The 24,001-nt window shown below is 51.4% G+C and carries 23 protein-coding genes; 11 read left to right on the top strand and 12 right to left on the bottom strand.

Going from position 1 to position 24,001, the window contains the following annotated elements:
• Positions 1-130: 130 nt before the first annotated feature.
• Together ACKQAD_RS01865 and ACKQAD_RS01860 are read left to right on the top strand one after the other, a co-directional pair.
• On the top strand, positions 131-1,564 hold the full coding sequence (locus ACKQAD_RS01865; protein WP_409158576.1) for a glycoside-pentoside-hexuronide (GPH):cation symporter: 1,434 nt from the start codon (positions 131-133) through the stop codon (positions 1,562-1,564).
• Positions 1,542-2,498 (top strand): glycoside hydrolase family 43 protein, encoded by a 957-nt coding sequence (locus ACKQAD_RS01860; protein WP_409158618.1) that lies wholly within the window; start codon positions 1,542-1,544, stop codon positions 2,496-2,498. The genes ACKQAD_RS01865 and ACKQAD_RS01860 overlap by 23 nt, the downstream gene beginning before the upstream one ends.
• Positions 2,499-2,534: 36 nt before the next feature.
• Here ACKQAD_RS01860 and ampE read toward each other — a convergent pair whose 3' ends face one another.
• Positions 2,535-3,389, bottom strand: a complete 855-nt coding sequence (gene ampE, locus ACKQAD_RS01855) for a beta-lactamase regulator AmpE (protein WP_409158575.1) — start codon at positions 3,387-3,389, stop codon at positions 2,535-2,537.
• Positions 3,389-3,961 (bottom strand): 1,6-anhydro-N-acetylmuramyl-L-alanine amidase AmpD, encoded by a 573-nt coding sequence (gene ampD, locus ACKQAD_RS01850; RefSeq protein WP_409158574.1) that lies wholly within the window; start codon positions 3,959-3,961, stop codon positions 3,389-3,391. The genes ampE and ampD overlap by 1 nt, the downstream gene beginning before the upstream one ends.
• Before the next feature lie 427 nt (positions 3,962-4,388).
• Between ampD and ACKQAD_RS01845 the strand changes: the two genes are divergently transcribed.
• The 5 genes from ACKQAD_RS01845 (at position 4,389) to hofC (ending at position 9,716) form a co-directional block, all read left to right on the top strand.
• A complete protein-coding gene (locus tag ACKQAD_RS01845; RefSeq protein ID WP_409158573.1) occupies positions 4,389-5,249 on the top strand; it encodes a nucleoside-specific channel-forming protein Tsx in 861 nt (286 codons plus the stop codon).
• A gap of 146 nt (positions 5,250-5,395) precedes the next feature.
• The gene (nadC, locus tag ACKQAD_RS01840) at positions 5,396-6,286 is read left to right on the top strand and encodes a carboxylating nicotinate-nucleotide diphosphorylase (RefSeq protein WP_409158572.1); all 891 of its coding nucleotides are present in this window, start codon (positions 5,396-5,398) and stop codon (positions 6,284-6,286) included.
• A gap of 309 nt (positions 6,287-6,595) precedes the next feature.
• The gene (ppdD, locus tag ACKQAD_RS01835; protein WP_409158571.1) at positions 6,596-7,042 is read left to right on the top strand and encodes a prepilin peptidase-dependent pilin; all 447 of its coding nucleotides are present in this window, start codon (positions 6,596-6,598) and stop codon (positions 7,040-7,042) included.
• Between the two features lie 2 nt (positions 7,043-7,044).
• On the top strand, positions 7,045-8,520 hold the full coding sequence (gene gspE / locus ACKQAD_RS01830; RefSeq protein WP_409158570.1) for a type II secretion system protein GspE: 1,476 nt from the start codon (positions 7,045-7,047) through the stop codon (positions 8,518-8,520).
• Entirely contained in the window at positions 8,511-9,716 is a 1,206-nt protein-coding gene (gene hofC, locus ACKQAD_RS01825) for a protein transport protein HofC (RefSeq protein WP_409158569.1), read from the top strand. The genes gspE and hofC overlap by 10 nt, the downstream gene beginning before the upstream one ends.
• Positions 9,717-9,800: 84 nt before the next feature.
• Here hofC and ACKQAD_RS01820 read toward each other — a convergent pair whose 3' ends face one another.
• On the bottom strand, positions 9,801-10,841 hold the full coding sequence (locus ACKQAD_RS01820) for a GMP reductase (protein WP_409158568.1): 1,041 nt from the start codon (positions 10,839-10,841) through the stop codon (positions 9,801-9,803).
• Positions 10,842-11,135: 294 nt separating this feature from the next.
• Here ACKQAD_RS01820 and coaE point away from each other — a divergent pair, with 294 nt between their 5' ends.
• From coaE to yacG, 3 genes are all read left to right on the top strand, one after another.
• Positions 11,136-11,762, top strand: a complete 627-nt coding sequence (gene coaE / locus ACKQAD_RS01815) for a dephospho-CoA kinase (RefSeq protein ID WP_409158567.1) — start codon at positions 11,136-11,138, stop codon at positions 11,760-11,762.
• Positions 11,755-12,507 carry a cell division protein ZapD gene (zapD, locus tag ACKQAD_RS01810; RefSeq protein ID WP_409158566.1) on the top strand — a complete coding sequence of 251 codons (753 nt, stop codon included), beginning with the start codon at positions 11,755-11,757 and terminating at the stop codon, positions 12,505-12,507. The genes coaE and zapD overlap by 8 nt, the downstream gene beginning before the upstream one ends.
• Positions 12,508-12,582: 75 nt before the next feature.
• The gene (gene yacG, locus ACKQAD_RS01805; RefSeq protein WP_406641487.1) at positions 12,583-12,777 is read left to right on the top strand and encodes a DNA gyrase inhibitor YacG; all 195 of its coding nucleotides are present in this window, start codon (positions 12,583-12,585) and stop codon (positions 12,775-12,777) included.
• 63 nt (positions 12,778-12,840) lie between these two features.
• On the opposite strand, the gene mutT is transcribed toward yacG, so the two are convergent.
• From mutT to secM, 3 genes are all read right to left on the bottom strand, one after another.
• Positions 12,841-13,236 (bottom strand): 8-oxo-dGTP diphosphatase MutT, encoded by a 396-nt coding sequence (gene mutT, locus ACKQAD_RS01800; protein WP_409158565.1) that lies wholly within the window; start codon positions 13,234-13,236, stop codon positions 12,841-12,843.
• Between the two features lie 95 nt (positions 13,237-13,331).
• Positions 13,332-16,034 carry a preprotein translocase subunit SecA gene (gene secA, locus ACKQAD_RS01795; RefSeq protein WP_409158564.1) on the bottom strand — a complete coding sequence of 901 codons (2,703 nt, stop codon included), beginning with the start codon at positions 16,032-16,034 and terminating at the stop codon, positions 13,332-13,334.
• A gap of 110 nt (positions 16,035-16,144) precedes the next feature.
• Positions 16,145-16,660: a secA translation cis-regulator SecM gene (secM, locus tag ACKQAD_RS01790; RefSeq protein ID WP_409158563.1), complete on the bottom strand. Its 516-nt coding sequence runs from the start codon at positions 16,658-16,660 to the stop codon at positions 16,145-16,147.
• Between the two features lie 27 nt (positions 16,661-16,687).
• On the opposite strand from secM, the gene ACKQAD_RS01785 reads away from it, so the two are divergent.
• Positions 16,688-17,215 (top strand): DUF721 domain-containing protein, encoded by a 528-nt coding sequence (locus ACKQAD_RS01785; RefSeq protein WP_409158562.1) that lies wholly within the window; start codon positions 16,688-16,690, stop codon positions 17,213-17,215.
• A 12-nt stretch (positions 17,216-17,227) separates the two neighbouring features.
• Here the strand turns inward: ACKQAD_RS01785 and lpxC are convergent, their stop codons facing one another.
• The 6 genes from lpxC to murC all read right to left on the bottom strand — a co-directional run bounded on the left by lpxC (position 17,228) and on the right by murC (position 24,000).
• Complete coding sequence (gene lpxC, locus ACKQAD_RS01780; protein ID WP_409158617.1) at positions 17,228-18,145, bottom strand: UDP-3-O-acyl-N-acetylglucosamine deacetylase; 918 nt, start codon at positions 18,143-18,145, stop codon at positions 17,228-17,230.
• A 103-nt stretch (positions 18,146-18,248) separates the two neighbouring features.
• Positions 18,249-19,400 (bottom strand): cell division protein FtsZ, encoded by a 1,152-nt coding sequence (gene ftsZ, locus ACKQAD_RS01775; RefSeq protein ID WP_005975217.1) that lies wholly within the window; start codon positions 19,398-19,400, stop codon positions 18,249-18,251.
• A 68-nt stretch (positions 19,401-19,468) separates the two neighbouring features.
• Complete coding sequence (ftsA, locus tag ACKQAD_RS01770; protein ID WP_010298002.1) at positions 19,469-20,725, bottom strand: cell division protein FtsA; 1,257 nt, start codon at positions 20,723-20,725, stop codon at positions 19,469-19,471.
• A gap of 56 nt (positions 20,726-20,781) precedes the next feature.
• Positions 20,782-21,609 (bottom strand): cell division protein FtsQ, encoded by an 828-nt coding sequence (gene ftsQ / locus ACKQAD_RS01765; RefSeq protein ID WP_409158561.1) that lies wholly within the window; start codon positions 21,607-21,609, stop codon positions 20,782-20,784.
• A 1-nt stretch (position 21,610) separates the two neighbouring features.
• The gene (locus ACKQAD_RS01760) at positions 21,611-22,531 is read right to left on the bottom strand and encodes a D-alanine--D-alanine ligase (protein ID WP_409158560.1); all 921 of its coding nucleotides are present in this window, start codon (positions 22,529-22,531) and stop codon (positions 21,611-21,613) included.
• Between the two features lie 8 nt (positions 22,532-22,539).
• A complete protein-coding gene (gene murC, locus ACKQAD_RS01755) occupies positions 22,540-24,000 on the bottom strand; it encodes a UDP-N-acetylmuramate--L-alanine ligase (RefSeq protein ID WP_409158559.1) in 1,461 nt (486 codons plus the stop codon).
• Between the last annotated feature and the right edge of the window lies 1 nt (position 24,001).

Here is a 24,001-nt window from a genome sequence, read left to right as displayed (position 1 = left end):
TATTTGCCATCTCCATCACACTTTTACTCACCCGGCTCATTTGTCCATTTTTGCAACCGATTTTATACGCTCTTTTATCCCTATCGAGAGGAATAATCGTGCTTACATGTTAAGTACAGGAGTCGTATTCATGAAGAACAACGCACTGTCTGTTAAAGAAAAGATCGGCTACGGAATGGGTGACGCAGGATGCAACATGATTGGCGGTGCCATCATGTTATTTCTGAGCTATTTCTACACGGATATCTATGGACTTTCGCCGGCTCTGGTAGGAACGCTGCTGCTCTCTATTCGCGTCATCGATGCCGTCACAGACCCGATTATGGGCGCGATCGCCGATAGAACGCAGAGCCGCTGGGGCCGCTTTCGTCCCTATTTGCTTTGGGTTTGCGTACCTTACGTTCTGTTTAGCGTACTCATGTTCACCACCCCAGACTGGAGCTACAACGGCAAAGTTATTTATGCCTTTATCACCTATTTCCTTATGTCGTTAACCTACACGGCTATCAACATCCCCTACTGCTCACTTGGCGGCGTGATCACCGCGGACCCACATGAACGGGTTTCCTGTCAGTCATACCGTTTCATCATGGTCGGTATTGCCACGCTCATTCTCTCCTCAACGCTCTTGCCGATGGCCGAATGGTTCGGCGGCGAAGACAAAGCGCGTGGTTACCAAATGTCGATGGGCGTAATGGCGATCATTGCCCTTTTCATGTTTCTCTTTTGCTTTGCCACCGTTCAGGAGCGGATTAAACCCGCCATTCCGACTAACGATGCACTAAAAGCAGACTTGAAAGATGTCTGGAAAAATGACCAATGGTCACGAATCCTGTTGTTAACGCTGTGCAACGTCTGCCCCGGATTCATTCGCATGGCAGCCACGATGTATTACGTTACCTGGGTGATGGAAAAGTCAGCCTCATTCGCCAGCCTGTTCATCAGCCTAGGCGTAGTAGGCATGATGTTCGGCAGCGCGCTGGCAAAACCCCTTACCGACCGTTTCTGTAAACTGAAAGTGTTTTTCTGGGTCAACATCGCACTGGCGATCTTTTCCTGTACCTTCTACTTCTTCAACCCTCACCTGACCAGCTTCATTCTGGTGATGTATTTCCTACTGAATGTCCTGCATCAAATCCCCTCTCCGCTTCATTGGTCGCTGATGGCCGACGTAGATGATTACGGCGAGTGGAAAACTGGCAAGCGAATCACAGGAATCAGCTTCTCAGGCAATCTGTTCTTCCTGAAAGTCGGGTTGGCAATTGCCGGTGCAATGGTCGGCTTCCTGTTGTCCTACTATGGTTATGATGCCAGTGCCACACAGCAAAATGCAGAAGCCATGAATGGCATCGTGATGTTGTTCACCATTATTCCCGGCGTAGGTTACTTGATCACCGCTGGCGTTGTACGTTTACTGAAAGTCGATCGCCAACTCATGAAGCAAATACAAATTGATTTGGAAAAACGGCGTAATAACTATCGAGAGCTGAGCGATAGCTACAGCCGTCAGCCACTCAGCGTAAAAACAGGAGGAAAGAATGATGACCCCACATCAATGGCCTAACCCACTCATTGAACAACGGGCAGACCCTTTCATTCTTCGCCATACGGATGGCCAATACTATTTTATTGCCTCAGTTCCTGAATACAATCGGCTCGAAATTCGTCGGGCCAGCTCGCTGGAGGCGCTTCCCCACGCCACCCCAGTGACGATCTGGCGCAAGCATGAATGCGGCCCGTTAAGTTCGCTGATTTGGGCACCGGAACTGCACGTCATTAATGGCAAATGGTATGTCTATTTCGCCGCAGCACCGACAGAGGAAATCAAGGATGGTTTATTCCAGCACCGCATGTTTGCCTTGGAATGCGCAGACAGCGATCCGCTAAAAGGCAACTGGGTTGAAAGAGGCCGGATTTACACACAGTTCGATACTTTCTCACTGGATGCCACCCACTTTGAACACAGAGAAAAACATTACTATCTGTGGGCGCAAAAGGATCCCGCCATTGTGGGCAACTCGAACCTGTATCTGGCGGAAATGGAAAACCCGTGGACGCTGAAAGGCACGCCCGTCATGTTGAGTAAACCGGAACTTCCGTGGGAAGTGAGAGGTTTTAAGGTCAACGAAGGCCCCGCCGTCATCACACATGGCGAACGCCTTTTTATCACTTACTCCGCCAGCGCCACCGATGAAAATTACTGTATCGGCTTACTGTGGGCGAATGCAGACAGCGATCTGTTGAACCCGACAAGCTGGCATAAATCACAACAGCCCGTCTTTACCACCAACTGGGAAAACCGACAATTTGGGCCTGGGCATAATAGCTTTACTCAAACAGAAACGGGCGAGGACGTATTGGTTTACCATGCCCGCAATTACACGGAAATCGAAGGCGATCCGCTGTATGATCCAAACCGCCATACGCGAATTAAAACGTTCAGTTGGAATCGTGACGGCATGCCCGAGTTCGGTGAACCGCCCGCAGACAGCCAATAAGCGAGAAACGGTTGCGTTGGAAAGAACCCTGGGAAACTATACCAGCGCACCATATATCGTCAGAAGCGCGACAACCACCACCAGCACCAACGTCACCTTTTTAGCCAGCGTCACAGCAGCTTTCGGCGTTTCGACAGGGTCAATATGGGGTTCACGCGCCAGAGAAAATTGCGCCAGTTGAGTGAGTACCCAATATTGCGAACTGCGAAAATCCCCCAGCGAGGCGAACCAGGCCGGAAGCGCTTTTTCGCCGTGCCCCAGCAAAGCGTAAGCGGCACCTGCCAAACGTGCAGGAATCCAGTCAAGCCAATGCAGCAAGCTATCCACACCAGACTGCGCGCGTTCCAACGGGGTGTGATGGCGAGCAAGCCAGGTCTGTCTGGCGCGTAAATACGCATACCCCATCAGCGCAATAGGCCCGAATGATCCAGCCGCGATGAACCAGAACAGCGGGGCCAAATAAAAGCGGAAATTTATCCACAGCAGCGCATTTTGCAGTTCTTTCAACTGCTCGCTTTCCCCCGTACCAACGGGCAGACCGTGAATCAACGCCAGTTCCGCCGCCATTTCCCGGCTGGCATCCGCCTCGCCGCGCTGCGCCGCCTGCAAATAGCGCCGATAGTGCTGACGAATTTCACCCGCGCCAACACACATCAGGCTGATAACAATCCACATCAGAAAAGAAATCAAGCCGAACAGAATACCGCTGGTGAGCCACAGCAGGCCAGCCACGATGCCCATGCTGCACAACATCAGAAACAGCGTTTGAAATAAAGACGGGGATGGAACGTGCCGGAATACGACCTCAAGCCGATGATCGATCTGCCAGTGCTCCCCCTGTTTGAACAAGCGCTCCCAGGCCAGCGTAAGCAACAGTGTAAACAGCGTCATTAATCTAGGCTCCCTTTGTTCTCTGTCCAGTTTTCTTGTAGCTGACGATGATAGCCGTCCCAGTCAAATGCCGGGCCGGGATCGGTTTTACGGCCCGGAGCAATGTCGCTGTGTCCGGTAATTCGCGATAACGTGATGGGATAAGTCCGCATTAATAGACGTGTAATCGCCACCAGAGAGTGATATTGCTCCATGGTAAAAGGCAGCGTATCCGTCCCTTCCAACTCAATGCCAATAGAGAAATCGTTACAGCGTTCGCGACCTTCAAACGCCGAAACACCAGCATGCCAGGCGCGCTGATCGAACGACACATACTGTGTGATCTGTCCGTCACGGCGAATCAGGCAGTGTGCCGCGACGCGTAAATGAGAAATATCGGCGAAATAGGGATGCACCGAGGGATCCAAAGTAGCCGTAAACAGTTGGTCAATATAGGGACCGCCAAACTCACCGGGCGGCAGACTAATATTGTGGATCACCAGTAGGGAAGGCACCTCATTATTCGGGCGGCCATCATAATGCGGTGAAGGCGTGTGTGTAATGTCGGATAACCAGCCATTTTCCAAAAGCATCAGCGATAACCTCGCATCGTATCGTTTGCCGGCTGAATCAGGCGAAAAATCAATTTCAGGAGTAAAAGGCGTAAAAACCATGTAGCCAAAAATCCTTGTATCCAAGATACCATGTTTCACGTCATGCTATCTATTCAACTGGGTATCAATAGGTTTTACCGTTTGTTTTGTGATGTTCTCGCCGCTTTCCTGTTCACTCTTGCTCTTAATCCCCTTTTCAGCCAGATGAAATCCCCAATACTAAAATGTGATTAAAATCACATTAAAAATGTAATAACACAATAAAAGGCAATCGTTTTCGTGCATTGCATCTATTTTTACTTAAAATGCATGACAAAATTATCTTCTGATTTTTTTAGATATTGCCAAAACTTATTCCACGATTTTACGCATGGCGTAAATGACGTCTAACACTATGGTACTTAAGATGAAAAAAACTTTCGCCGCAGGCGCCTTGTTCGCACTGTCATGCTCAATGCCTGCCCTTGCCGACAGCAATAAAGCCGAATACCTCTCCGACTGGTGGCACCAAAGCATTAACGTCGTCGGCAGCGCCCACACACGTTTTGGACCGCAACTGAACAGCACGACCTATCTGGAATACGAAGCGTTTGCGCGTAAAGACTGGTTCGATTTCTACGGCTACGCCGATGCGCCTAAGTTTTTTGGTGGCGATCCCGACAGCCGTGGCATTTGGGACAAAGGCTCACCTCTGTTTGTCGAGATCGAACCACGTTTCTCCATTGATAAACTGACGGGAGCTGACCTGAGCTTTGGTCCGTTTAAAGAGTGGTATCTCGCCAATAACGTGATTTACGATATGGGTCGCAACAGCGGTTCGCGCCAGAGCACCTGGTACATGGGCTTAGGTACCGATATTGATACCGGTACCGACCTGTCTCTGTCATTAAACGGCTATGCCAAATACCAATGGCAAAACTATGGTGCAGCTAACGAAAACGAGTGGGACGGCTACCGTGTAAAAGTGAAATACTCTTACCCACTAGGTTCTCTGCTGGGCGGCAACGTCTCATATATCAGCTTCACCAATTTCGATTTTGGTTCAGAGCTGCGTGATAAATCGAATGCCAGCCGTACCAACAACTCCATCGCCTCCAGCCATATTCTGGCGTTAGGCTACGACCACTGGCACTACTCTTTCGTCGCACGTTATTTCCACAACGGCGGTCAATGGGCTGATGGCGCAGAACTCAATTTCGGCAAAGGTCCGTTTGAAGTGAAATCTACCGGCTGGGGTTACTATCTGGTCGTCGGTTACAACTTCTAAAACCGCATGCCCCTTTCCGGCGACCAGCGATGTTCGCCGGAAGATAAATAACATTAATACATTGAATATTAAAAATTATTCATTCTGGATGTCCTGATATAAACAAGGTAGCATAGACCTCCGAATCCCCCCTTCGGAGTTTTGTCATGTCAACGCGTCGCTACAGTCAGGAACAACGCCAAAAAGCCTTGCTCGCTCGTATTGCACAAGATATCCCCGCCAGCGTGCAGCTGGCATTGCGTGAAGATTTAGGTGGCATCGTCGATGCTAATCAAGACATTACCGCCCTTCTGTTACCCGACAACGAGACCGTCAGCGCACGCATTATCACGCGTGAAGCGGGTATCTTCTGCGGTGCACGCTGGCTTGAGGAAGTCTTTTCTCAATTGGGCGATACGACAACCATTGTCTGGCACGTCGCCGATGGCGACACCATCGTCCCCAACCAAACGCTATGTGACATCACGGGGCCAGCCAAGCAGCTTCTGACGGGAGAACGCACGGCGCTGAATTTCCTGCAAACGCTGTCTGGCGTCGCAACGGAAGTCAACCGCTATACTGCCGTATTGCAGGGAACACGCACCCGGCTGCTGGATACACGTAAGACGCTGCCGGGGCTGCGCACCGCGCTGAAATACGCCGTATCATGCGGCGGCGGCGACAACCATCGGCTCGGCCTATCCGATGCGTTCCTGATCAAGGAAAACCACATCATCGCCGCTGGCTCCATCAAAAATGCAGTAGAAAAAGCACAATCTCTGCGCAGCGATGTTCCGGTAGAGGTTGAGGTCGAATCGCTGAATGAGTTACAGCAGGCGCTGGAAGCGGGTGCTGATATCATCATGCTGGATAATTTCAGTCTGGATAACATCCGGGAAGCCGTTAACATCACACAAGGCCGTGCACTGCTGGAGATATCCGGTAATGTCACCCTCGACACGCTGCGTGGCTATGCAGAAACCGGCGTGGACTATATCTCGGTGGGAGCATTGACCAAGCACGTGCAGGCACTCGATTTATCCATGCGCTTTATTTAATCGTTCTTCTTTTTTGCCAACGAGGTGCCCTCTCGCACCTCGTTCTCGCGACTTAATGTCCCATTCTTCCCACCATCGTAATAATGAAAGCGTCCTGCGCTGCGCAAACCTTCTTTGCTGATAGCAACGAAAATTGCGTACCTGCCCGCAAAAATTTTTCAATGTTCTGCAAATCGCTAAAAACACGTCGGAGCGCTTTCCTATTTTGATTTTCCCTGCTCGTCAGCCTTCATTCCTTTTTCTATGCTGCCAGCCATTCGTATGGATTTATTTGCCACAAAATTTATATGCAACAACAGGGAAATCAACATGACAACACAACAAGGATTCACACTGATTGAGCTGATGATCGTCATTGCGATCGTCGCCATCCTCAGCGCCATTGGCGTCCCCGCCTATCAAGGTTATCTGCAAAAAGCGGCGCTGACGGACATGCTGCAAACCATGGTGTCTTACAAAACACCGGTCGATCTCTGCGGTCTGGAAAATGCCGGCTTTACGGCCTGCAACGCAGGCAATCAGGGCATTCCAGGGAGCAAATCCTCACGCTATGTCAGCGCCGTTAGCGTTGCCCAAGGGGTGATTACGCTCACCGGACAATCCACTCTGCAAGGGCTGCGCGTTATTCTGACGCCAACGTGGGATACCGAAACTGGTGCTTCACGCTGGACGAAAAACTGCGCCACGGAAGACGGCACAGAGAGCCTGAAAGCCGCCTGTCAGGATGTTTTCCGTTTCGATAACACGGCAGGTTAATCATGACTGATTCAGCCTTTTCCTCTGAGCATACGCTCAGCGAACTACAGACACTATGTCAACGTTATCAGGCATTACTACTGAGCCTCGATGAACAAACGCTGTCAGTCGCCGTCACAACGTCTCCTTCTGCAGAGATGATTGCCGCACTACGTTTCGCCAGTAATCGCCGAATCATGGTGGAGCAATGGCCACAGGCCAGAATGGAACAGCAGCTTAACCCCGTGAACGCCGTTGCCGAGCCTGCAGAAACCTACCATGCCAGCACTTATCACAACAGCAGCGGGCAACAGGATCATGGCGACGGCTCTCCCGTTGCACAATTTATCCATCAAACACTGCGTCTCGCCGTTCAGCGACGCGCCTCTGATATTCACTTTGAACCGTTACTGGACAGCTATCGCGTGCGGCTACGTATCGATGGCGTACTACAGGCAATCTCCGCACCGCCCCCAGAACTCACAAACCGTATTACCGCGCGGCTGAAAATCATGGGCAAGTTAAACATTGCCGAACGGCGGTTGCCGCAAGACGGGCAATTCAGCCTGATACTGGATCAACAAGCTTACTCGTTGCGCATCGCTACGCTCCCCATGCAACAGGGAGAAAAAGTCGTATTGCGTATTTTGCAAACGCATCAGCAGGAGTTGGTACTAGATAAACTTGGGCTTACCGCCAAAGCATTACAGCAGGTGATTAACGTGCTGAGTGCCTCGCAGGGGATGCTGTTAGTCACAGGTCCGACAGGCAGTGGAAAAACCGTCACGCTTTACAGCGCGATACGCTGGCTGAACGAGTGCAGCCGCAATATCTGTAGCGTAGAAGATCCCATCGAAATTCCCTTGCAGGGTATCAACCAAACGGCAATCAACCCCAAAGCGGAACTGGGCTTTGGCCAAATTTTACGAGCGCTGCTGCGACAGGATCCTGATGTGATTATGATCGGCGAAATCCGCGATGCCGAAACCGCAGAAATTGCGGTAAAAGCCGCACAAACCGGCCATCTGGTCATGTCCACATTGCATACCAATTCTGCCGTAGAAACGCTGACCCGCCTCAGCCATCTGGGCATCCCCGGGTATCTGTTAGCCGCAGCGCTAAAACTCATCATCGCACAACGCCTTGTACGTCGGTTATGCCCGCACTGCAAAACGCCGGGAGAGCCACGCCTTTCACTGCCAGACCTATGGCAAGGGCCACTGCACCATTGGCACGCCCGCGGCTGTAACCACTGTTTCTCTGGCTACTATGGTCGAGTAGCGCTCTATGAATTACTGCCCATCACGCCAGATTTTCAGGCAGCGTTAGCAGGCAACGCCAGCGCAGGGGAATTATCGGCACTGGCTCGCAATTCAGGTTTCCCGACATTGCTGGCCGCAGGGCTTGAACTAGTCAACGACGGCTTGACCTCACTCGCTGAAGTCTATCGTGCTGTAGGTGACGATCGTGCCATGAGTCAGGAGATGCAATGCGGCTAGCACGTTTATATCACTGGCAGGCTATTACGTCCGAAGGTGAATTTATCTACGGCGAACTCATTAGCACACAACGCCAGCATGCCTATGCCAGCCTGATAGCCCAAGGCTACCAGCCGCTCATCGTAAAGGCAGGCCACTATCTGTCGAGCCGCTACTGGAAGCGCGAACAGCTAGGCGAGTTAATCAAACAGCTTGCTGCTCTGCTACAAGCCGGATTGCCACTGCTAGACGCATTAAAACTGGTGGCGGAACAGCATGAGCGCCCCGGCTGGCGCTGCGTATTACGGGATATTCGTACCCGCGTTGCCCAGGGAAGTGCACTGTCTGAAGCATTACAGGAATACCCTCATATCTTTCCCGTTCTGTATCGTTCTCTTATTGCCGTTGGCGAATTAACCGGGAAGCTCGACACATGCTGTCTACAGTTAGCCCAACAGCAGGAAAAACAATCCAGACTGCAACAGAAAGTCGTGAAGGCACTGCGCTATCCCTGCTTTGTTTTGACAATCGCGGTACTGGTCAGCGTGATGATGTTAACACTGGTTCTGCCCGAATTTGCGACGCTCTACGCCTCATTTGATACACCATTACCGTGGTTTACCCTGCAACTGCTTTATCTGGCAGAGGTTATCGCGGGCTACGGATTCATGGGATTGCTGTCGCTTGGTTGCCTAATAGTGGGATACGTCCGCTTGAGGCAGAAAAAGCCATTATGGAAAATCAGAGAACAAGAATGGCTGCTGAAGCTTCCCATCGTATCGGGTCTGCTACGCGGTAAGTCTCTGAACCAGATCTTCAATATTCTTTCCATGACGCAGCAGGCTGGTTTGACGCTGCCAGAAGGGCTGGATGCCGCCGCGACGATCCGTCACCCGCTTTATCAGACCGCGATTCAACAAATACAAACGCAACTGCATCAGGGCACGTCGCTGTACCATGCCACACAGCAGCACGCCTCTCTGTTCCCCGCACCTTGTCCGCAGTTAATTCGCGTGGGGGAAGAAACCGGTGCACTGGATACGATCTTTACACAACTGGCAGAATGGCATGAAGGACGGGTGCAACAGCAGGCCGACATACTGACCCAAACGCTAGAACCGTTGCTGATGGTGGTCGTAGGGGGAATGGTCGGGGCGCTAGTGGTTGGCATGTATTTGCCTATCTTCCAACTGGGAAATGTATTGGCCGGGGCCTGAACCGACCAATACAGCACCAAAAAACGACAAGTTATACCGCCCCACCACCGTTAGCGACAGAAAGAGGGCGCGAAACAGCAGCAGCTACCCGTTGAAAATACGGTTTTCCTGCTCGGCAACGCGGATAAACGTTGTACGCTTCGTCAGTTCCTTCAAACGGGATGCACCGACATAGGTACAGGCCGAACGCAGGCCGCCAAGAATATCGCGCACGGTATTGTCTACCGGACCGCGTAGAGGCAATTTCACGGTTTTTCCTTCCGCAGCCCGGTACTCCGCCACGCCGCCGACATGACGCTCCATCGCGGATGCAGAACTCATGCCGTAGAACAGCATCATTTTCTCGCCGTTTTCTTCGACGATGGTTCCTTCACACTCATCATGCCCTGCCAGCATACCGCCCAACATGACAAAATCGGCTCCGCCACCAAAGGCTTTCGCTACATCGCCCGGCATGGCACAACCACCGTCGCTCACGATTTGTCCACCGAGACCATGTGCCGCATCAGCGCATTCAATCACCGCAGAAAGCTGAGGGTAACCAACTCCCGTTTTAACGCGCGTCGTGCAGACAGAACCGGGGCCAATACCGACTTTCACAATATCTGCACCGGAGAGAATCAGTTCTTCAACCATTTCGCCAGTCACGACGTTTCCCGCACAGATAACCTTGTCCGGGCAAGCCTCACGCGCTCTTTGCAAGAAGGTCACAAAGTGTTCAGAGTAGCCATTTGCCACATCAATACAGATAAATTTCAGCTCAGATGACAGCGCCAGAATCTCCTTTAACTTGATGAAATCGGCGTCAGACGTTCCGGTCGAGACCATCACATGGCGCAGTACCGATGCCGGCACACGTTGCACGAACTGGGACCATTGCTCGACAGAATAGTGTTTATGGACGGCGGTCAGAACATCAAAAGAGGCCAGGGCTTCCGCCATACTAAACGTACCCACGGTATCCATATTGGCTGCGATAATGGGTACACCGGACCAGTTGCCTCCGGCATGGAGGAAGGTGAATTGACGTTCCAGTTCAACGTCGGAGCGGCTTTTCAGCGTCGAACGCTTTGGCCGGATGAGAACGTCTTTAAAGCCTAACTTTAAATCTTCTTCAATACGCATGAGGTTCGAGTTCCTGGTGAGTGACGGCGGAATGCTCAGTATTGTTACTAAGCATAATCATTTCTGAAAAATAATGCCCTTTACCAGTGACGTTATCATACGCAGGAATAATCCTGCGGCAAGACTGCGATTTTCACTTTATTTGGGATAAAATCAGAGAAATTTACCTATCACCGAGCAACGTGATAGCGTGAAGCAAACTGCGGTTTATGCCTGATTGACTTCAGGGGGGACGAGAAGGTATTCCTCTCCCCCTGAAAATAGTAGCAATGTTAACTTTTCAACATGGGTGCAATGACATACATCGTAGCCTTAACGGGGGGTATCGGCAGCGGCAAAAGTACTGTAGCCGATGAATTTGCCAAATTAGGGGCCACTATCGTTGACGCAGATATCATCGCACGTCAGGTAGTCGAACCCGGGAAACCCGCGCTGGATTCCATCAGGGTCCGGTTTGGCGACGCTATACTCAATACCGATGGTTCATTGAACCGCACCGCACTACGCCAACGGATTTTTTCCTCGTCAGAGGAGAAACAGTGGCTGAATAGTTTACTCCATCCGTTGATCCATCAGGAAACACAGACCCAGTTTCAGGTTGCATCCTCCCCGTACATTCTATGGGTCGTCCCTCTACTGGTGGAGAACGGTTTACAACAGCGAGCACAGCGTATTCTGGTCGTTGATGTAGACAGAGACACACAGCTTGAACGCACGCTGGCCCGTGATGGCATCAGTCGGCAGCAAGCAGAAAACATACTGGCAGCACAGGCTACCCGAGAACAGCGCCTGTCTTATGCCGATGATATTATTGATAACAGTCGATGCCCACGCGAGCTGGCGCCACAGGTTGCGGAATTACACCGCCATTACCTTGCGTTAGCCGCCTCCGCAGCCGACAGGATGACTAAGAATGAGTGACGCCTCCTCAACCATTTTATTCGAATACCCGCTGAACGAAAAAACACGTACCTGGTTGCGTATCGAATCACTAGTGCAGCAGTTGCACCAGAATCACTCCCTCACCGACATGGGAAGCGCCCTGACATTTTTCCGCGCCGTTGCCGAACTGCTAGATGTGTTAGAACGCGGAGATGTACGTACAGAGCTACTGAAAGAGCTGGAACGGCAACAGCAAAAACTGCTGCAATGGAGTGATGTACCGGGCGTTGACATGGAACGTATCCACTCGCTGAGACGTCAGTTGAAAGATCTGGCCAGCACATTAATGGCGGCACCGCGGATGGGGCAGTTTTTACGGGAAGATCGCCTGGTTGGCATGGTACGCCAGCGGCTCGGTATTCCTGGCGGGTGTTGCAGTTTTGACTTACCAACGCTACATAGCTGGCTACATCAGCCTCAGGAACTCCGTGAGAAGCTCGTTTCTGGTTGGCTTGGCTCTCTGTCTCCATTAAAACACGCGCTGGATATGATCCTGGAACTGATCCGCCACTCCGGTACGTTCCGCACGCAGACCAGCCTGAACGGTTTCTTTCAGGACAATGCTTCCGATGCCGATCTGCTGCGCTTGCGTCTTGAACTGGCACACCAGCTCTACCCGCAGATATCTGGCCATAAAACACGCTATGCCATCCGTTTTCTGCCATTAGATAGCGAAAACGGCCACATTCCTCCCCGTTTAACATTTGAGCTGGCTTGCTGTTAGCCCTAGCGTCGCTGACAGAAAAATGTATTAAACATCAGGTATGGATTAAGTATCAAATAGAGTGAAAAGAACCTTATGACAACAGAGATTACGACGGTAAAGTGCCCAACCTGCAAGCAGGCGGTCATCTGGGATGAAACCAGTATCTATCGCCCATTTTGTAGCAAACGCTGTCAGCTCATCGATTTAGGTGAGTGGGCTGATGAAGAAAAGCGCATACCCAGTGATGACATCGTTTCTGATAGTGAAGACTGGAGCGAAACGCGATAACGGCCACGTTTCGCCACCATAGTTTTCAGGCAGAGATTTTCAGACAGACAAAAGTAAGGCAGCTTAAAGCGATTTCAGCCAGCGGATCATCTCCGCATTCGCTGGCGGAAATGCTTCCTCACGTAATTCTTCTACGCTCACCCAGCGAGATTCCTGCCCCTCCCGACCATAGGGTTCCCCCTGCCATGTTTCAACCAGGAAGAAATGCAGCGTGATGATTCTCTCCGGCGTAGAAAACGTTTTGCTGTTTAATGGCTGTGGGGCGCTAGCTTCAATGCCCGTTTCTTCACGCAGTTCACGAATCAGCGCCTGTGCGGGCGTTTCACCCTCTTCAACTTTACCACCGGGAAATTCCCACATCCCTGCCATATGAACGCCATCAGGGCGCCGAGCAATGAAGTATTGCTGTTCCGTATTGCGGATGATGCCTACCGCGACGGATAACTGTTTTTGCGTCATAACACTTCCTATCAGGTTCTTATCAAGTAAAAGGCGGTCAATGACCGCCTTTCCTTTGCACTTATCACATCTTATTCGCTGATTTCAGCGGTCAGTTATTTCTGTAAGCGGCCGTGGCACTGCTTATATTTCTTGCCAGAACCACATGGGCAAGGATCATTACGTCCAATTTTACGATCTGCCTGCGCCGGTGAGCTGGTGTTCAGGCTATCTTCTTCCCGGTGGCTCAGTTGCTGCTGCCGTGCCAAACGTTCGGCTTCTTCACGGCGCTGCTGCTCCAGCGCTTCGATCTCTTCCGGCATTCTCACCTGAACTTTGCTCAGCGTGCTGATCACTTCATATTTCAGTGATTCCAACATCGCGGCAAACATAGAGAACGACTCACGCTTATATTCTTGCTTCGGATCTTTCTGTGCATAGCCACGCAAATGGATGCCCTGACGCAGGTAATCCATTGCTGCAAGGTGCTCTTTCCACAGCGAATCCAGCGTCTGCAACATCACACCTTTTTCAAAGTTGCGCATGACTTCGCTGCCGACCACGTCTTCTTTGCGCTGATAAACGTCAATCGCTTGCTGGAAAATACGCTCACGCAGCGTTTCTTCATGCAGCTCTGGTTCTTTATCCAACCACGCTTTGACTGGCATATCCAGATCGAAATCGTTCTTCAGACGCTGTTCCAGGCCTTCTACATCCCACATTTCCTCCAGAGACTGCGGTGGAATGTAGCTGTCGATCGTCGCTTTAAACACATCCTCACGAATGCTGGTGATGGTTTCGCTGATATCAGACACGTCCAACAGCTCGTTACGCTGCGTATAAATCGCACGACGCTGGTCGTTCGCCACATCATCATATTCCAGCAATTGCTTACGAATATCAAAGTTACGGCTTTCTACTTTACGCTGGGCGTTAGCAATCGCCTTCGTGACCCACGGGTGCTCAATGGCTTCACCTGGCTTCATACCCAGTTTACGCATCATGTTAGAAACGCGATCGGAGGCAAAAATACGCATCAGCGCATCTTCCATCGACAGATAGAAACGTGATGACCCCGCATCTCCCTGACGACCGGAACGGCCACGCAACTGGTTATCGATACGACGAGACTCATGGCGCTCCGTACCGATAATGTGCAAACCACCTGCGGCCAACACAGCGTCGTGACGCACTTTCCAGGCCGCTTTGATTTCTGCAATTTGCGTGTCATCTGGGCTTTCCAAAAGCGCCACTTCCGACTGCCAACTGCCGCCCAACACGATATCCGTACCACGGCCGGCCATGTTGGTCGCAATGGTGACAGCCCCAGCCTGACCCGCCTGAGCCACAATATCGGCTTCCATGGCATGGAATTTCGCGTTCAACACATTATGTTTGATGCCCGCTTTTTCCAGCGCATGAGAAACCACTTCCGATTTCTCGATGGAGATCGTACCGACCAAAATCGGCTGACCTTTTGCTGAGCGCTCTTTGATATCGTCAATGATGGCATCAATTTTTTCCTGCTCGGTCATATAGACCAGATCAGGCAAATCTTTACGAATCATCGGACGGTTGGTCGGCACGACGATCGTATCCAGCTTGTAAATAGAGCTGAATTCGAACGCTTCGGTATCTGCCGTACCGGTCATCCCCGCCAATTTTTCATACAGGCGGAAGTAGTTCTGGAAGGTAATGGAAGCCAGCGTCTGGTTTTCATTCTGAATCGTTACCTTCTCTTTCGCTTCCACCGCCTGATGCAGACCATCTGACCAACGACGCCCCTGCATGGTACGGCCCGTGTGTTCATCAACGATGATCACTTCACCGTCTTTCACAATGTAATCGACATCGCGGGTAAACAGCACGTGTGCGCGCAGCGCGGCGGTCACATGGTGCATCAGCATAATGTTCGTCGGAGAGTACAGGGACTCCCCCTCTTCCATAATGCCTTCTTTTACCAACAGTTCTTCTACCAGAACCAAACCGCGCTCGGTGAGGTTAACCTGACGCGCCTTCTCATCAACAGAGAAATGCCCTTCGCCGTGGAAAGTATCTGAATCTTCTTTTTCCTGACGAATCAGATGAGGAATGATTTTATTGACACTGATATAAAGCTCGGAGCTATCTTCTGCCGGACCGGAAATAATCAGCGGCGTACGGGCTTCATCGATCAGGATGGAGTCAACCTCATCCACCAGCGCATAGTACAATTTACGCTGTACTCGCTCTTCAGGGCTGAACGCCATGTTGTCACGCAGGTAGTCGAAGCCGTATTCGTTATTGGTGCCGTAGGTAATGTCTGCTGCATAGGCTTCACGTTTCGCTGGAGCAGGCATACTAGGCAGGTTGATACCAACACTCAGGCCAAGGAATTCAAACAGCGGACGGTTGTTCTCAGCATCACGCTGTGCCAGATAATCGTTCACGGTAACCACGTGTACACCGCGCCCCGTCAGCGCATTCAAATATGCGGGCAGCGTTGCCGTCAGCGTTTTACCTTCACCGGTACGCATTTCAGCGATGCAACGCTCGTTCAGGACCATACCACCGATAAGTTGAACGTCGAAGTGGCGCATACCAAATACACGCTTACTGGATTCACGCACCACCGCGAAGGCTTCCGGCAACAGACTCTCCAGAGTTGCACCTTTTTCCAGACGAGCACGGAATTCCTGCGTTTTCGCTTGCAGTTCTGCATCTGAAAGTTTTTCCATTTCTGGTTCTAAACGACCGATAACATCAACATTTTTACGCATACGACGCAGCGTACGATCGTTACGACTACCAAAAATTTTGGTTAGGATATTCATGACCATAATAGTTTTAATCTCACAAGTGCCACGTATCCAGTGGCAACACAACATCAAAAAACGGAGAAACTCGGCGAAAACGGGAGAGATCTCTTCAGCTAATTATCATTACACGTTCAACTGAGGAGAGAAGGTCCAGCACGAATGCCACGAATTTGGGCAAGCCAGATGCCGATTTGATGATATGCCAGAGGGTAAAAAGTGACGCGATCGGCATGTGGGGAAATCACAAAGGGATACTGGGAATCCTGCGTCAACAACGCATTGAGCGTATCCAACAAAACCAGAGAATGGGGTTGTAGCTCATCGACCTGCTGGGCATTGACCGTCTGTGGCGTTGTCAGCGCAAAAGAGAGGTGACGAATGACCGTACGAATCGCATGTTGATGCCAGTAATCAACGCTGTAAGACGAACGTCGATGCGCTTCCTTCAGCGCCACCAAATCAGTCAGGTTTAGTGATACGCTATTTTGACGGCTAACACTGGACGTCGAGTTAGGTACTGAGGCGATATCCTGTGATTCATTCAGGCTAGTTGGCAGACCAAGACTCGCCGCGACCATCCCTAATAAGAGATGCGGCCAGAAATAACGTCTGCCAAATTGTCGCCAACGATTTAGAATACCAATCACAAGTTAACATCCACCGGAGCCAGGTCTATGCGTGATAGCCGCCCACAATCACTGGAATTTCTGTTTGATAACGCATCCCTGTCGGGTAAAGGCCCGTTACACGATGTTCAACAGCGCGCTATCGCCTTAATAAAACTCAACCGTGCCGTACGCGGATTACTTCCTGCACCGTTGCACCCCTGGTGCCGCGTCGCTAATTACCGGCAAGGTTTACTGATACTGGAAACCGCCAACGCCAGTTGGCTGATGCGGTTACGTTACGAACAACCTGCGCTGCTCTCTGCATTACGCGCACAAATACTACCATCATTGGCTTCAATCGACATCAGGATTAATCCAACGCTTGCCGCAAAAAGGCATGAAATCGTGAAAAATAGTGACATTTCAGCGATGGAAAATATCGACGAGAAACCATTACGTCAGTTGAGTAAGCAAAGCGCGGAGACATTGAGGACGTTAGCAGGCAATAGCCCAGAAAAACTTAGAAAAATATTAGAACGACTGGCCTCACTGGCCGGAGAGAGTACCAGTAAAACCAGTCGTAATAAGAAGTAACGGCTTTAAGCGTTACGCCAGCACGATAGACGGTGCTTTAAACGCCAGCGGCATTTCAGCTTCGTCTTCAAAGGTCACGTATTCCCACGCTTCCTGAGTTGCCAACACAGCCTGCAACAGTTTGTTGTTCAGAGCATGCCCGGATTTAAACGCAGAAAACGCCCCGATGATATTGTGACCACACATAAACAGGTCACCGATGGCATCCAGCATTTTATGGCGGACAAACTCATCTTCAAAACGCAAACCGTCTTCGTTCAGTACGCGGTAATCGTCAACGACGATGGCACAATCCATACTGCCGCCCAGGCACAACCCACGAGACTGCAAGTATTCGATATCGCGCATGAAGCCAAATGTACGTGCACGGCTGATCTGGCGAACAAACGCATCAGCAGAGAAATCCAAACGATAGCGCTGGTTGCCCGCATCAATCGCCGGGTGGTTGAAGTCGATAGTGAAATCCAGGCTGAAGCCGTTAAACGGTTTCATTTCGGCCCACTTATCGCCATCTTCAACGCGAACGGACTGTTTGATACGTACGAATTTCTTGGCACAATTCAGCTCTTCGATTCCCGCATCTAACAGCAGGTAAACGAACGGGCTGGCGCTGCCATCCATAATGGGAATTTCTGGCGCGTCAACATCAATGACAATATTGTCAATGCCCAACCCTGCAAGCGCAGCGTTAAGATGCTCCACCGTAGAAATACGGACGTCATGCTCATTAACCAGGCAAGTACAGAGCATGGTATCACGCACGGATTTTGCATCAGCCGGAAAATCAACCGGGGGATTCAAGTCTGTGCGGCGATAGATGACCCCGGTATTTGCCGGTGCAGGACGCATGGTCAACGTGACCTTCTTGCCGGTATGTAACCCGACACCAGTCGCCTGAACAATACGTTTTAATGTACGTTGTTTGATCATCATTTTATCTCGCATGTTACTGAACCTACCGACCTAGTATACACCAAGCTCGGCGGCACAGTTTAGCACAAAGAGCGGAGATTCCAACGCTATCAGCAGCAAATTAGTCTGCCTGCTTACGCAGAAACGCCGGGATATCCAAATAATCTGGCTCTTTATTTGTCTGCGGATTCTGGTCGTTAACCACTTTAGCAGCCGGTTTTTCTTGCGCCAGCGGCGTCATACCGTGTTGCTGATAGCGATGATCCATCACAGGCTGGCTGGCCTGTTTGTTCGTCACCAGCGTAATCTCAGGACGTTTGTCCATGCCGATACCCGTTGCAACGACCGTTACACGCAGTTCATCATTCATTTCCGGATCAAGAGACGTACCGATTACCACTGTCGCATTGTCGGATGCGAATGCACGGATAGTGTTACCCACCGTTTCGAACTCATCCAGACGCAGGTCAAAGCCCGCCGTGATGTTGACCAACACGCCGCGCGCGCCGGACAGATCGATATCTTCCAGCAGTGGGCTGGAGATCGCCATTTCAGCGGCTTCTTCTGCACGGTCTTCTCCGCGCGCAACACCAGAGCCCATCATGGCATAGCCCATTTCGGACATCACGGTACGCACGTCAGCAAAGTCGACGTTCATCAGACCCGGACGTGTGATCAGCTCGGCAATACCTTGCACCGCGCCTTTCAGCACATCGTTTGCCGCGCCAAAGGCGTCCAGCAGGGAGATACCGCGCCCGAGCACTTTCAGCAGTTTGTCGTTTGGAATGGTAATCAGCGAGTCGACGTGCTTAGACAGCTCAGCGATACCCTGCTCCGCAAACGCCATACGCTTTTTGCCTTCAAAGTTGAAAGGCTTCGTCACCACAGCGACGGTCAGAATACCCAGATCTTTTGCGACTTCGGCCACAACCGGCGCAGCACCTGTCCCGGTACCACCGCCCATACCTGCGGCGATAAACACCATGTCTGCACCTTCCAGTGCTGAACGCAACGCTTCACGATCTTCTTCAGCCGAGTTACGGCCGACTTCCGGGTTAGCGCCTGCGCCCAAACCTTTTGTGATGCCACTACCGATCTGAATCGTCTGGCCAACCGCCGTTTTACGTAATGCCTGTGCATCCGTGTTAACCGCGAAGAATTCGACGCCTTCGATGCGCTCGCGCACCATGTGTTCAACGGCGTTACCGCCGCCGCCGCCGACGCCGATGACTTTAATCACCGCGTCGTTGGTTAATTCCATTGGTTCAAACATAATTTCTCTCCGTTTGTGCCTGTAACTGCGAGATCATAAAACTGTGCCAAGTGATCTCTTTGATAAAATTAAAATTCTTTCCTCAACCAGCTGTTGATTCGTTTGAACCAGTTGCTCACTGAGGCTCGTTTTTCGACTTCATGCTCACCACCCAGATGAGATTCTTTTCCGTAGTGCAGCAACCCAACCGCCGTCGAGTAATAAGGTTCTTGGGCATAATCCGTCAGCCCTGTTATGTTCATTGGTTGTCCAATACGCACCTGTGTATGGAACACACGCTGCGCACAGGCCGCCAGACCGTCTATTTGTGCGGCACCGCCCGTCAGCACAATCCCTGCCGCCAGATGGTGTTTCACGCCTTGTTGACGCAACTGCTCCTGCAACTGTAAAAGTTCATCGTTCACCAAGTTCAACAGCTCGGTGTAACGTGGTTCAATCACTTCCGCCAATGTCTGTCTTTGCAGACTGCGGGGTGGACGTCCACCAACACTCGGGACCTCCACATTCTCATCTTTGCCGACAATCGCGCCTAATGCACAACCGTGGCGCACCTTGATCGCTTCGGCATCCGTCGGCGGTGTACCAAACGCGTAAGCAATATCACTCGTGACCACATTACCTGCATACGGAATGACTTTAGTGTGTCGTAATGCGCCGCCGGTGTAGACCGCGATATCCATTGTACCGCCGCCGATATCGACTACGCACACACCCAATTCACGTTCATCCTCTGTCAGAACCGCATAACTGGAAGCCAGTCCCGCAAAAATCAGTTGGTCGACTTTTAAACCGCAACGTTCAACGGCTTTAACAATGTTCTTCGCCATATCGTTATGGCAGGTTATCAGGTGGACTTTCGCCTGCATACGCACGCCAGATAAGCCAACCGGGTTTTTAATCCCTTCCTGATAATCGATCGCGTACTCCTGTGGAATCACATGGAGAACCCGGTGTTCATCACGCACGCGCACAGATTTGGCGGTATGCACCACGCTTTCCACATCGTCCTGCGTGACTTCTTCTTCCGAAATAGGCACCATCCCTATTTCATTCTGACAGCTGATGTGTTTTCCCGACAGCGCCAGATATACGGAGGAGATCTGGCAGTCTGCCATCAACTCAGCCTGATCAATAGCGCGCTGAACACATTTAACGACTGATTCCAGATCGTTTACGCCGCCTTTATCCATACCGCGTGACGGGCAACTGCCTACGCCAATAATATTGACCATGCCATCGGGCAGAACTTCCCCTACCAGCGCAGCCACTTTTGCTGTACCGATTTCCAGCCCAACTACCAGTTTTCTGTCCGTCGACTTGATCATTGTTGTTTAGCCTGTGCCTGTTTCTGGTTACTGTTTTGTTGCTGATCAATGTCTTGTTACTGACCAACTCGTTGCCGATCAACATTTTGATTTTGTTGATCAAGCAAGGCTGGAGCCCAACCTATCGCGGCCCCGCTGTCGTACCGCAAGTCCACATGGCTGATACGTTTGTTTTCGCTCTGAGCCTGCCGCTGTAACAGCGGATATAGCTCGATAAAGCGTTGCAGACGTTTGGCCCTATCGTCTCGCCCCAATTCAAGGCGAGTATCATCGTCTAACCCCAGTTGCCACGAATGTCGCGCACTCATCGCCACTGTCTTTAACGTAAACTTCCCGGCGGCTAGCGTCTGACTCATTGTGCGATAACCTTTCAACACTTCTGTCTCACTGCCTTCCGGACCATACAGCAACGGCATCTTGCGATTGCCAATACGTTCGGCAGGTACGCTGAACGAATTTCCTTCCGCATCAACCATTAGCTGATCATTCCAACGTGCTACCGGAACATATTCAACCAGATGAATCTTTAATTCGTCCGGCCACTGCTTACGCACGCTGGCCTGTTTTATCCACGACAAACGTTCAATCTGCTGCTGGATCACATTCACATCCTGTGTCATGAATGTGCCCGGCGCCCCCAACGACAAAATGGCCTGACGAATATCGTCGTTGGTGGTGTACTGCCTTTCCCCTGTTACAGCCATGCGGGAGAGCGGTAAACGGCTGGCGTCTTTCATCCACCCCACCACCATCCAGCTTCCCCAGACGATCGTCCCTATCACCATCAGCAGGAAAATCATCCCTGCCAATTGGCCTCCATTACTGCGACGTGTTCCTTTCGTTTCAGGGTCTCGTCCGCGTGTATTCAGGGCTGCCTGCGACATATCAGCCAGCGAGCTCCAAAATTTTCACAACCAGTTGCGAGAAAGTCAGGCCACGTTGACGCGCCGCCATAGGAACCAGACTGTGGCTCGTCATCCCAGGAGACGTATTCACCTCAAGCAGATAGAAGGCACCGTCGATATCCAACATAAAATCGACGCGCCCCCATCCACGGCAGCCCACCGCACGATAGGCCGCCATAGCCAATCCAGCTAACGCCTGCTCTTGCTCGCCCGGCAGCCCACTCGGGCAGAAATACTGCGTATCATCCGATAAATATTTCGCCTCATAATCGTAAAACGTACCCGCAGGCTGAATACGAATAGAAGGCAACACCTCATCACCCAGGATAGCAACCGTATATTCTGGGCCACTCAGCCATTTCTCGACCAGAATATCTTCATCATGACGGAAAGCTTCTTCCAATGCTGCGGGCAGTTCGCTCAGCGTATTCACTTTGCTCATACCGACGCTGGAACCTTCGCGACTTGGCTTGACGATCAGCGGCAACCCAAGATGAGTGAATTTTGCCAACAATGCGTTTGCCGCCGTTTCTGAATACTGGCGACGATCCAATGCCACATAAGGTGATACCGGTAACCCCACCGCTTGCCACACCTGTTTAGTGCGGAGTTTATCCATCGTGAGCGCAGATGCCATAACGCCGCTACCGGTATAAGGCAGCCCCAGGAATTCCAGAACACCCTGTAATGTACCGTCTTCACCACCGCGACCATGCAAGGCAATGAAAATTTTGGTAAAGCCTTCTTCCTTCAATGTCGTCACAGAGACGTCACGGGTATCAACCGCATGTGCATTGATGCCCGCTTCTTTCAGACCAGCCAACACTGCCTGACCGGAAAGTAACGACACTTCACGTTCGGCAGAGGTTCCACCAAGCAATACAGCAACTTTCTCAGTCATGATGTTCCTCATTCACTCATCTGCGGCTGTAATCTGGAATCAGCCAGTTTACGCGCCAGTTTACCGATGTTGCCTGCTCCCTGAACCAAAATCAGGTCTTCACCTCGCAGCGACTGTGACAACAGTTCCGGTAAAGTATCCACATCCGTAACCAGAATCGGATCAATCTTACCTCTTCCGCGAATCGTACGGCACAGCGAACGGCTGTCTGCCCCCGGAATTGGCGATTCGCCTGCGGAATACACATCCAGCATCAGCAGCACGTCAACCTGCGATAACACATGCGCAAAATCGTCATACAAATCGCGGGTTCGCGTATAGCGATGCGGCTGAAAAATCATAACCAGTCGCTTATCCGGCCAACCTGCGCGGGCGGCTTTAATCGTGGCATCGACTTCCGTCGGATGGTGGCCGTAATCATCCACCAACATCGCCGTACCGCTTTGTCCATTCACCAGCTCAAGCGGATATTCACCGAGGAAATCGAAGCGACGTCCCGTCCCCTGAAAACGTTCAAGCGCACGCAGAATCGCCTTATCATCAATGCCTTCATCGCTCGCCACGGCAACCGCCGCCGCCGCGTTAAGCGCATTGTGACGCCCCGGCGCATTCAGCGTAACGGTTAGCAACGGCTTATCTTTTCGTTCCAGCGTAAAGTGCCCTTGTGCGCCAACCTGGTGATACCCTGAAATCCGCACATCGGCATCGTCGCTAAAGCCATACGTGGTGATATGCCGACCCACGCGTGGCAGCAATTCACGGATTACCGCATCATCAATACACATCACAGCTTGCCCGTAAAACGGCAGGTTGTGCAGGAAATTGATGAACGTCTGCTTCAGGTTCTCAAAATCACCCTGATAGGTGTCCATATGGTCGGCTTCAATGTTGGTCACAATCGCCACCATCGGCTGCAAATGCAGGAAAGACGCATCGCTTTCATCTGCTTCTGCAATCAGGTAACGGCTTGAGCCCAAACGCGCGTGCGTTCCCGCCGCCTTTACCAACCCACCGTTCACAAATGTTGGATCCAGTCCTGCTTCCGCGTAAATACTGGTGACCATCGCGGTTGTCGTTGTCTTGCCATGCGTCCCCGCAATCGCAATACCGTGACGAAAACGCATCAGTTCCGCCAACATCTCGGCACGGCGGATCACCGGAATACGTGCATCATGCGCGGCGACAATCTCAGGGTTATCCGCAGTAATCGCACTCGACACCACCACCACGCTGGCGTTCAGAACGTTCTCCGCACGGTGGTGGAAATAAATCTGCACGCCAAGTTCGCTCAACTGCTGCGTCACTGCATTCGGTGCCAGATCGGAGCCGCTAATCTCATAACCTTCATTGGCCAACACTTCGGCGATACCACCCATGCCAGCACCGCCGATGCCGACAAAGTGTATGTGCCGGACGCGATGCATCTCGGGCACGATTGAACGTAGTTTCGCCAGTTGTTGAGTATTCACT

The sequence above is a fragment of the Pectobacterium artocarpous genome, assembly GCF_046159765.1.
GTDB lineage: Bacteria > Pseudomonadota > Gammaproteobacteria > Enterobacterales > Enterobacteriaceae > Pectobacterium.
This window is presented reverse-complemented; position numbering and strand designations above follow the sequence as displayed.